The 10,180-nt window shown below is 44.0% G+C and carries 9 protein-coding genes; 3 read left to right on the top strand and 6 right to left on the bottom strand.

Translation table 11 applies throughout. From position 1 onward, the window contains the following. Positions 1–229 precede the first annotated feature (229 nt). The gene (locus NE665_RS22615; RefSeq protein WP_117442623.1) at positions 230–703 is read left to right on the top strand and encodes a hypothetical protein; all 474 of its coding nucleotides are present in this window, start codon (positions 230–232) and stop codon (positions 701–703) included. Continuing rightward, on the top strand, positions 703–912 hold the full coding sequence (locus tag NE665_RS22610; protein WP_117442622.1) for a hypothetical protein: 210 nt from the start codon (positions 703–705) through the stop codon (positions 910–912). Before NE665_RS22615 ends, NE665_RS22610 begins: the two co-directional genes overlap by 1 nt. A 211-nt stretch (positions 913–1,123) precedes the next feature. Here NE665_RS22610 and NE665_RS22605 read toward each other — a convergent pair whose 3' ends face one another. From NE665_RS22605 to ppdK, 3 genes are all read right to left on the bottom strand, one after another. Beyond that, a complete protein-coding gene (locus NE665_RS22605) occupies positions 1,124–2,017 on the bottom strand; it encodes an SDR family NAD(P)-dependent oxidoreductase (RefSeq protein ID WP_233104974.1) in 894 nt (297 codons plus the stop codon). Positions 2,018–2,336: 319 nt separating this feature from the next. After that, on the bottom strand, positions 2,337–2,786 hold the full coding sequence (locus tag NE665_RS22600; RefSeq protein WP_117442621.1) for a hypothetical protein: 450 nt from the start codon (positions 2,784–2,786) through the stop codon (positions 2,337–2,339). Positions 2,787–3,225: 439 nt separating this feature from the next. Then, positions 3,226–5,856, bottom strand: a complete 2,631-nt coding sequence (gene ppdK / locus NE665_RS22595) for a pyruvate, phosphate dikinase (protein ID WP_117442620.1) — start codon at positions 5,854–5,856, stop codon at positions 3,226–3,228. Positions 5,857–6,182: 326 nt separating this feature from the next. On the opposite strand from ppdK, the gene NE665_RS22590 reads away from it, so the two are divergent. Continuing rightward, a complete protein-coding gene (locus tag NE665_RS22590; protein ID WP_117442619.1) occupies positions 6,183–7,094 on the top strand; it encodes a helix-turn-helix transcriptional regulator in 912 nt (303 codons plus the stop codon). 195 nt (positions 7,095–7,289) lie between these two features. Here NE665_RS22590 and NE665_RS22585 read toward each other — a convergent pair whose 3' ends face one another. From NE665_RS22585 to NE665_RS22575, 3 genes are all read right to left on the bottom strand, one after another. Next, positions 7,290–8,138 (bottom strand): DUF2262 domain-containing protein, encoded by an 849-nt coding sequence (locus NE665_RS22585; protein ID WP_117442618.1) that lies wholly within the window; start codon positions 8,136–8,138, stop codon positions 7,290–7,292. Between the two features lie 145 nt (positions 8,139–8,283). After that, a complete protein-coding gene (locus NE665_RS22580; RefSeq protein ID WP_117442617.1) occupies positions 8,284–9,558 on the bottom strand; it encodes a glucose-6-phosphate isomerase in 1,275 nt (424 codons plus the stop codon). Between the two features lie 15 nt (positions 9,559–9,573). After that, entirely contained in the window at positions 9,574–9,927 is a 354-nt protein-coding gene (locus NE665_RS22575; protein ID WP_117442616.1) for a CvfD/Ygs/GSP13 family RNA-binding post-transcriptional regulator, read from the bottom strand. Between the last annotated feature and the right edge of the window lie 253 nt (positions 9,928–10,180).

Raw genomic sequence — 10,180 nt, 5'->3', positions numbered from 1 at the left:
CATTTTTGGCATAATAAATGGCAGAAACGTCGACTATTTTTGGGTTTATGAAGTACGTTTCTGCCACAGATATTCTATCAGATTTTAAAAAGACTGTCGACAGTCACTTTGTCAACAGTCTGGCATACGGTAAACCGTATGTTTTTTTCTTGCATTCTTACCTCGCTCTATGTATAATGAAAATATATACTTACCAAAATTATTTTCAGTAAGTAAAAGGAGGTCTCGTATGGGGTTATTTGGTAAAAAGAAAAAGCTTTGGGATGAAGCACGCGTTCAGGAAAATAAAGCCAGAATGCACGCACTGTTTGAACAGGTTGTAGAGGATGCTGCCGGCTATCAGCTTGTCTACGCATATTCTTCCAGTATTAAAACCAGCAATTACATCCTTGCCAGAAAAACGACTTATACGTACACAAGTCTGATTGTCGGGTTTCGGGAGTCTGATATGAGTATCGTTATTCTACAGACAACACCGGAGCTGGAGGGCTGCAGTGATCCTGCATATTTCAAAAAGGGAGAAATCAAGAAAGCCAAGGTAGTACAGGGCGGCTTTACCATTTATCATAAGGGTGGTATTATGGCCGGCTATACCCAGTTCTATATTTCTGATGAATATGATGATGAAAAGCTGTTTGCGTATTTGCATCAAAGTGAGGAAGCCGCACAATGGGATCTTTTCTGGCCTAAATTTTCCAAGTAATGGATACGATAGCACTTCTTTTCATCGTCATCGTCGGTATGAGTCTTTCTCTGCTGGCGGCGCATCTTTGGGTTGGTGTGATTGACACTGTGATCCATGGTATCAAGCGTTGTTTTCCTATTGAAAAACGGAAGGATATCGCATGGCATACGCTGAAAACGCCAGATGCGCAAAAGGATGCGAATCAGAAAATAAAGCCAAAGGAATAGCCTGTGCAATTATGCAGTGGCGATTGTATCGACACAGACGGTATGCTCATAGAGAAAGCCAATCTGCTTTCTGAGCTTTCTTACGTCATGAGAAATCTGAAAAAAGGAATCCAAGCCTATTGTTTTATCAATAGCGGCTGGATTCCTTTTTAAAGCAGCTAATGCAACGCATCCCTGCAATCAGACTTATATTTTTTACTGTTTATGAGATTTATTCGTAAAATTTTCCCATGTATTCCGCAGCCTCATCTGCACTGATATCACAGTGCCAGTGATGTACTGCCTGACGGTTCACCTCTCCAACAACCAGAGAACGCACCTTTCCGATCTGTTTAAAAATCTCATCAATGGTAGCCTCCGGTGTCATTGCCTTTTTAATTGCGGCCTCTCCTGCTTCTCCACCCGGCTGATTTTTCAGCCAGCTCGGTGTGATGGTAGAGCCAAGCGTTGCCACCATGACATCAACACAGTCTCTGGATTCATAGGCAACAGCTTCCGTCAATTTCGCAATATATGCCTTACCTGCACCGTATTGTGCATTATATGGAGAGCTGGTTACCCCGGTCAGTGAGGAATAGTTAATCACACAACCGCGCTTCTGTTTTGTAAAGATTCCCATATAATGATAGAAGCATTCCAGAAACGTATTGATGTTTACATTCAGCATTCGCTTGTGTGATTCCCAATCCGTATCCTGCAGCTTTCCGAATTTGTGCAGGCATGCGACATAGGACATAAAGCCCATATCCAGATCCTTTGTCTTTTCAAAGATTGCAGCTGCGGCATGATCCTCGCTGAAGTCTGCACGAATGACCATGTTTTCCACGCCGTATTTCTCACTGATTGAAGCACCCAGCTCCTTCAGGGCTTCCTCACGTCTTCCAACAAGCACAACATTCATGCCGTTTTCGGCAATTTTTTCTGCGGTTGCCTTTCCTACCCCTTCGGTAGCTCCGAGAATGATTCCCCATTCTCCGTATTTCTCTTTAAAGTTCATGTGTTTTTCCTCGCTTTCTAAAGAAGAAGATACCGGCAGCAGCCAGATATCTTCTGAATACCCTATGATGTTGTCATCGTGCACGCTGATGCTTACTGCTATAGACATGTCGTGTTCCCTGTGCTGTATCCCTTGCTGCCGTTCCTTACCACAGCATATGCCGTATCAGGGAGCAGTGCGTTTCTACCCTTATTGTTGCACGCGAACACCACACTGTCAACAGCAAATCGCAAACCTTCTTTATATTTAGGACAGCCTGTTTCTATCTGGATTCGGATATTCACACAGCAGAAAGAAAGCGCTATCCAAAACCTGTTTGCGCGGTACCACTGTCACAGATTCCTAGTTAAAAGCGTTCAGCTGCATGTTGGGATACTTTCTGCTCTGCTTTATCTGCAAATCGCTAAGATTTTGAAATCAGCTTTTATCACATATATCTGATTTTGCTTTCATCAACCATTTCCGTTATATACTTCATCATGCGCTCAGCATTTATCATAAGTGTTTCGATATGAAATTTTTTATTTTCCGATGTAAACACTGTGATGCATTCATTTCTTCCAAATCCTGTATCCGCCCGTTTCCATTCCACTCTGGCAATGTCGGAAACATCAAAAGTAAAACGAACCAGTCCAAGTGCTCTACGAACAGAAATCACAGTATCCTTCACCTGTATTCTGAACAGCTTTGTCCACAAGGTCACAAGCGATACAGGAATAAAAACAAACATTGTGATACATATATATAAGGCATGATGCGGTGGAGGTGTCGCTATCGTATTGATCAGTACCAGAAGTACAAAAAACACGAGAATGCATATGCACAGCCAAAATGTCAGCGGCGGATTGATTACTGTAAAAGATGTTCTTGATTTCATTCTGTTCCCCTTCCTCCACAGATCATGATTTGCAGGACAGTCATTGGCATTATGATATGCAGCCATGACTGGTGGTATGTGCAATGCAATCATACCATATTTTATGATTGCATGGTAGGTAGTTTCAATCCAGTGTCAGCATTGTACATGATGGCGTAATCTATGGCTTTTTCATTTTCAGATGCTGAAGCATCCATCCTTCGTATTCATAGCATGTACCGCAGCATTCCGACAGTTTATCAGGCAGACTATGCCTACAATGCAGCTGTCACTCGCTTCACTGGAAGCTGTATCCATATGGTTTTAACAAATAGGAATTCTGACAACATCCAGTAAAAAATCCCAGCGTGCTATCACATGCAGGAAAAAGAGGTGCGTTTTGAATTCACACCTCTATCCTTTTCCTGCAATGATCTGTTTTTGTTCCTGCTATCGTCTTCTATTTGCCGTTGACGATTGCTGCCTGTGCTGCTGCCAGTCTGGCAATCGGTACACGGAACGGACTGCAGGATACATAGCTTAATCCCATGCGGTGACAGAAATCGATACTGCTCGGATCGCCTCCATGCTCTCCACAGATTCCCAGCTTGATTTCCGGACGGGTCTTTCTACCGCCTGCAACCGCCATTTCAATCAGCTTTCCGACACCCTTCTGGTCTACTCTTGCGAACGGATCCTGTTCAAAGATTTTCTTTTCATAGTAATCGTTCAGGAAGCCTCCGGCATCATCACGAGAGAATCCAAAGGTCATCTGTGTCAGGTCGTTGGTTCCAAAGCTGAAGAATTCAGCCTCTTCTGCAATCTCATCTGCCAGTAATGCAGCACGTGGGATTTCAATCATTGTACCAACATGATATTTCATTGTAAATTCTTCGCGTTTCAGAATTTCATCTGCCGTACGTACAACAACATCCTTAACAAATTTCAATTCAGCCTTATCTCCTACCAGAGGAATCATGATTTCCGGTTCTATCTTCCAATCCGGATGCTTGCGATTTACGTTAATCGCCGCTTCGATGACAGCTGTTGTCTGCATTTCAGCGATTTCCGGATAAGAAATAGCAAGACGGCATCCTCGATGACCCATCATCGGGTTAAATTCATGCAAACCGGTAATGACATTACGCAGTTCGTCCAAATCGATATTCATATCCTTAGCAAGCTGTGCAATATCATAAGAGCTTGTTGGCAGGAATTCGTGCAGCGGCGGATCCAGATACCGAATTGTCACCGGAAGACCATGCATTGTCTCATAAATTCCCTCAAAGTCTCCACGCTGCATCGGCAGCAGCTTGGAAAGTGCTTTTCTTCTCTGTCCTTCTGTTTTTGATACAATCATTTCGCGAACAGCCTTAATACGGTCACCTTCAAAGAACATGTGCTCCGTACGTACCAGTCCGATTCCCTCTGCCCCGAATGCTACCGCCTGCGCAGCATCCTTTGGTGTGTCGGCATTGGTTCTGACCTTCAGTGTACGAACCTCATCCGCCCATTTCATAAAGCGTTCAAAGTCACCGGAAATCTCTGCCGGAACAGTTTTGATTTTGCGACCGTAAATATTACCGGTAGAGCCATCCAGTGAAATATAATCTCCCTTATTATAACGCTCATCATTTACAATGAAATATTTTTCTTCCTCGTTGATTTTAATATCACCGCAGCCGGATACACAGCATGCGCCCATACCACGGGCTACAACTGCCGCATGAGAGGTCATACCGCCACGCACAGTCAGGATACCTTCTGATACATGCATTCCCTCGATATCCTCCGGTGAAGTTTCCAGACGGACAAGAATTACCTTGTGTCCCAGTGCCGTTTCCTCGATTGCTTCCTCTGCTGAGAACACAATCTGTCCGCAAGCAGCACCTGGAGATGCCGGCAATGCACTGGCAATCGGTTTTGCACTCTTCAAATCCGCATCATCAAAGCGCGGGTGCAGCAGAGAATCCAACTGCTTCGGTTCCACCATCATCAAGGCTTCCTCTTTGGTAATCATACCTTCATCCACCATATCACAGGCAATCTTTAAAGCGGAAGCAGCCGTACGTTTCCCGTTACGGGTCTGCAGCATGAACAGATTTCCCTTTTCAATGGTAAATTCCATATCCTGCATATTTTTATAATGACTTTCCAGCGCCGCACAGATTTCTGTAAATTTCTGATAAGCAGCCGGAGCGATTTCTTTCAGCTGATCGATGGTCTGCGGTGTACGAATACCTGCGACAACATCCTCTCCCTGTGCATTCATCAGGAATTCACCATACAGCTTGTTTTCTCCGGTACTTGGATTACGGGTAAAGGCAACACCGGTACCACAATCATTTCCCATGTTTCCGAATACCATCATCTGTACGTTGACAGCAGTACCCCAATCTCCCGGAATGTCATTCATCTTACGATAGAAAATGGCACGCTGATTATTCCAGGAACGGAAGACCGCTTCAATGGAGCGATACAGCTGCTCTTTCGGATCAGATGGGAAGTCCTCCTCCAGAGAATCCTTATAGAATTTCTTGAAGCGTTTTACCATTTCCTTCATGTCATCCGCATCAAGGTCGGTATCCTGCTCCACTCCTTTTTTCTCTTTCATTTCATCGATGATGTCTTCAAACTTCGCCTTGTTCAAGCCCATAACAACATCTGCGAACATCTGGATGAAACGACGGTAGGAATCATATGCAAATCGTGGATTGTCCGTCAGTTTAGCAACACCCTCCACAACCTCATCATTCAGTCCTAAATTTAAAATGGTATCCATCATTCCTGGCATAGACGCACGCGCACCAGATCTTACGGATACTAACAACGGATTTTTCGGATCCCCAAACTGTTTTTGAGACAGTTCTTCCAATTTCATTAAATAATCAAAAATTTCCTTACGAATTGCTTCATTGATTGCTTCACCATCAGCATAATACTGATTACAAGCCTCTGTTGTAACAGTGAAACCAAAAGGTACAGGCATACCGAGGTTCATCATTTCTGCCAGGTTTGCGCCCTTACCGCCAAGCAGCTCTCTCATCTGCCCATTTCCTTCTGAAAACAGGTAAACATACTTTTTGCCCATTAAGCATTCCTCCTCTTATGTAATCGTTTACATTTGATATTCTATATTATACAGCATTTTCATTTATTTTCCTAGTATTAGTTAGCAAGTTATGCATTTCACAAGGTGCTCTGTTTACTATATGCAAACAGAAGAATGAATATGTACGTTCTTTCCTGCTTTCAGCCCCTTTCCCTTCCCCTCGCACAAGGATGTCAAAAATGCTCGGATATGCTATACTTTCAGAGATATAGCAGCAGCTGCAACCTCTGGTTGACAAAACGCAAGAGGTGCTTGGTAGCGCAGCTACAGAGTGTTTGCTAGGATATAGGTGTGAGGTGAACAATATGAAATTTGGAGAAAAGCTACAGAAGCTAAGAAAAGAGAAAGGGATGTCACAGGAGGAGCTGGCAATGCGTCTGCATGTATCCCGACAGGCTGTCAGCAAGTGGGAGAATGATCAGGGCTATCCCGAAACAGAAAAAATGCTGATGCTTGGAAACATCTTTTCCGTAACCATGGATTATTTATTAAAGGATGAGGGAGGTGAACAGCAGACGCAGGAGCAGGGCTATTATGCAAGCCGGGAATGTATACAGGGCTATTTGCTTCAGGAAAAACGAACCACCCTGCGCATTGCTGTTGGGACACTGCTTTGTATTCTTTCCGGACTGCCAGTTCTTATCTTCCCGCAGCAGGAAGATGTCATGAGTATTTTTTCCATGATACTGATCGCTCTTGGAATCGCTGTCTTTGTATCCCTTTCCTTTGATAAGGATGAATACAAAATACTCGAACAGGAACCCCTGTATTTTGACCATGATCATCTGCAGGAGCTGAAGGAAGAAAACGACGGTCTACAGAAAAAATTCAAGCGTCTTATCATCGGCGGTCTGCTGCTGATATTTCTTTGCTGCATCATCGCCATTGTCAGTGAGGATGTTTTGCATATGGATGAAGGGCCGATGGATGCCGTTTATCTGCTGCTGATTTCCATCGCTGTCTTCCTGTTTATTTATGCAGGCTGCTCCATGAACGCATACGAGCTGCTGGTTGAGAACGAAGCATACCATCGAAAAAAGCATGGTGACCGCTATTCCTGGCTCTATTATGTCACCATCGGTTGTGCTTCCATCGTTTATGTCGGATTGGGAATGCTGTTTGGCAAAGAGGCATGGAGAACAGGCTGGCTTCTCATCGCCATTGCATGGCTAATGACCTATGGAATCATCAGCGGTATCAATATGCGTAAAAAGTAAATACGCCTTATGGAAATAGCGTAATCCACAAAAGAGCATACGATGTGAACGGGCGCGCTTTTCCTTCGTAGCAGCTGCACGCCGATAGGTTGACACCGATATACCGCCATACAAAAAAACGAACAGGGCTGATCAAATGCAATGCTTTATTTCCGTTATCTTGCATTATCTTATCAAGCTGTCTGCTCGTTTTTTTTATCCTGCAAACTGTGCGTCATACAAGCCCTTTTCCAGATTTCCACTGATAATGATAACATGTCCTGCAAAAATATCATCGTCATCATAATACAATTCAAACTCCCCACCCTGTGACACATTGACAGCTTCTATCCGGATACGGCGTGCAAAATCATCAGCACGCAGCTCATCTTCTGCTTCATCCTGCCAGTCAATTGCACAGCTGAGTAATTGCTCGGCAGCATATTTGCGGGCTTTTTCATCCCATGCAGCGCCGTCCTCCTGCAGCCGGCGAAAAACATACAGTGTCTCATCCGCATGCTTGTCATCTTGCTCATCTGCCTCCAATGAAATCTCAACCTGTTGCGCATTCCACTCCCCCTCTCCCTGAAACAGATTCAGGGAACGATTGAGCTGTAGCTGACAGGTATCTGACAGAGGTAAATAAACAGGCCTCTGATATTCCTGTAACAGCTCCTGCAGCTGCGGGTGCCTCACATCCCGCTTTCGCACATCCACCAGTAGCAGCCAGGTACCGGCAGGCATCTCTTTCCCTGACCATTTCGTTTTTTTCGGCAGGGATTCCCGCACCGTTAAATGATAAATCGTTTCCTTCTTCAACCGAAATACCTTCCCCGGTTTTTTATTTTCCCGGTCACTCAGCATCCACTGCAGCATCCTTTTCTCCTGCTTCAGCTCTGCTGTTTTTACGTCTACATAGGCAAGCAGCCGTATACTGGCTGTCCAGCAGCATTCTCCTTTCATGCGGCAGGAGCCTACATCATCCTGTGTTAGCGCATAAATCTCCTTGACATCTTCCCCAAAGCCTTCCTCAAATTTCTTTTTTTCCGTTCGTTCCTTCCACATAGCAGCTCTCCTTTTCTTCTAAAAAAGGGATATTTCCATTTCGGAAACATCCCGTTATACACAATGATGCGAAATAGAGCTTGCCCTGTTTATCAGTTACATACGGGGACAATCTCAGCAATCTCTTTCGTCTTTGCTTCTCGTCTTATTTTTTTCCAAGTAAGCGGAACATATTCTTCTTATAGACCTCTACACCAGGCTGATTGAACGGATTGATGTCCAGCATATAGCAGGTAATCGCACATGCCTTGAAGAAGAAATAGCACATATAACCGAAGCTTTCCGCACTCATATCATCCAGTGTCAGAATCAGGTTTGGAACGCCACCTGTTTCCTCATGTGCTTCCAGAGTTCCCTGACATGCCATCTTGTTTACCCAGTCAACGGATTTACCAGCCAGATAGTTCATACCATCCAAATCTTCTTTATCCTCCGGAAATTTTAAATCCAGTGTCGGCTTGTCAATCAGCAGCAGTGTTTCATACAGCACCTTTTTTCCATCCTGTACAAACTGTCCCAGAGAATGCAGATCTGTAGAGAAGTTTGCACTGGTTGGCAGATTTCCCTTACCTTCCTTACCTTCACTCTCTCCGAATAGCTGCTTCCACCATTCTGCAACCATCGTCATCTGTGTCTCATAGCTTACCAGCATTTCGACATCTTTTCCCTGATTTTCCAGAATACGGCGGCATACCGCATACGCATACGCTGCATTCTTGTTCAAATCCGGATCCTTTAAATCTTCATATGCCTTTTTCAGACCGCTCATGATAGCATCGGTATCAATACCTGCAACCGCGATTGGGAACAGTCCAACCGGTGTGATTACGGAGAAACGCCCGCCGATATCATCCGGAATAACAAAGGTTTCATAGCCTTCCTTGTCCGCAATCGTTTTCAGCGTCCCTCTGGCCTTATCCGTTGTCGCAACAATTCTCTTCGCTGCTTCCTCTTTTCCGTATTTATCTTCCATAAACTGCTTCAGCAGACGGAATGCCAGCGCGGTTTCCGTAGTCGTTCCGGATTTGGAAATTACGTTGACTGCCACTTCCTTGTCCTTGATATACTCCAGCACCTGTGCGATATAGGTGGATGAGAATGTATTACCGAAGAAAATGATTTCCGGCTTTTCCTTACTGTACATTCCATTGATCATTTCAACGGCAGCTCTGGCTCCCAGATAAGAACCACCGATACCACAAACCATCAGTACATCGCATTTCCCACGGATATCAGCCGCAACACTCTTTAATCTTGCATACTCTTCCTTGTCATAATTGTTTGGCCATTCCACCCAGCCGACATAATCATTTCCCTTACCGGTCTTGTTGTGGAGATCCTCATGACATTTGGTAACGATGTCCTGATAACTTGAAATGTCTTCTTTCAAAAATGCATGCTTAGTGTCTAATTTCATCATATGCGTTTTCTCCTTTTACTTTGTTGCCTCTTCGATCCACTGATCCAGATGCTCCGCCAGTGAAGTAAACCCGATTTTCATCTGCGGCAATTCGTGGACGAATCTGCGTTTTCGCATGGAACGAGCTTTATTTGCTTCTATAGCTTTCAAGGACAGCTTGAAATGCATGCCGTCTTCATCGACATCCAGAATTTTCACCTTCACGCGTTCGTTGACCTTTACATACGTATGCACATCCCGTACGAAGCGCTCACTGATTTCAGAAATATGAATCAATCCGTTGTGCTTGCTGTCCAGATAAACAAATGCGCCGTAGGGCTTGATTCCAGTAACGACACCTTCCACGACCTCTCCAACCATATAATGCATCCACTCACCTCATTTCATCATGCTTATTATATCATATCTTTTCTGATTTTGTGTTATAATAATATGGCAGAGAGCGTAAAAGGCTGATGATTCGCCGTTAAAAGCTGATAGTGGAAGTGAAATACACGGGTCTTTGACAGACTATATATAGCCAACATCTTCTAAAGCTTTTTATCAAAGGCTTTTTTTATGATTATTTTGTCAAATATTTCGTTTTATTATATGGTAATTATTGGTAATTTGTGATATAATT

The sequence above is a fragment of the Clostridium sp. DFI.1.208 genome (assembly GCF_024463855.1).
Taxonomy (GTDB): Bacteria; Bacillota_I; Bacilli_A; order Erysipelotrichales; family Erysipelotrichaceae; genus Clostridium_AQ.
This window is presented reverse-complemented; position numbering and strand designations above follow the sequence as displayed.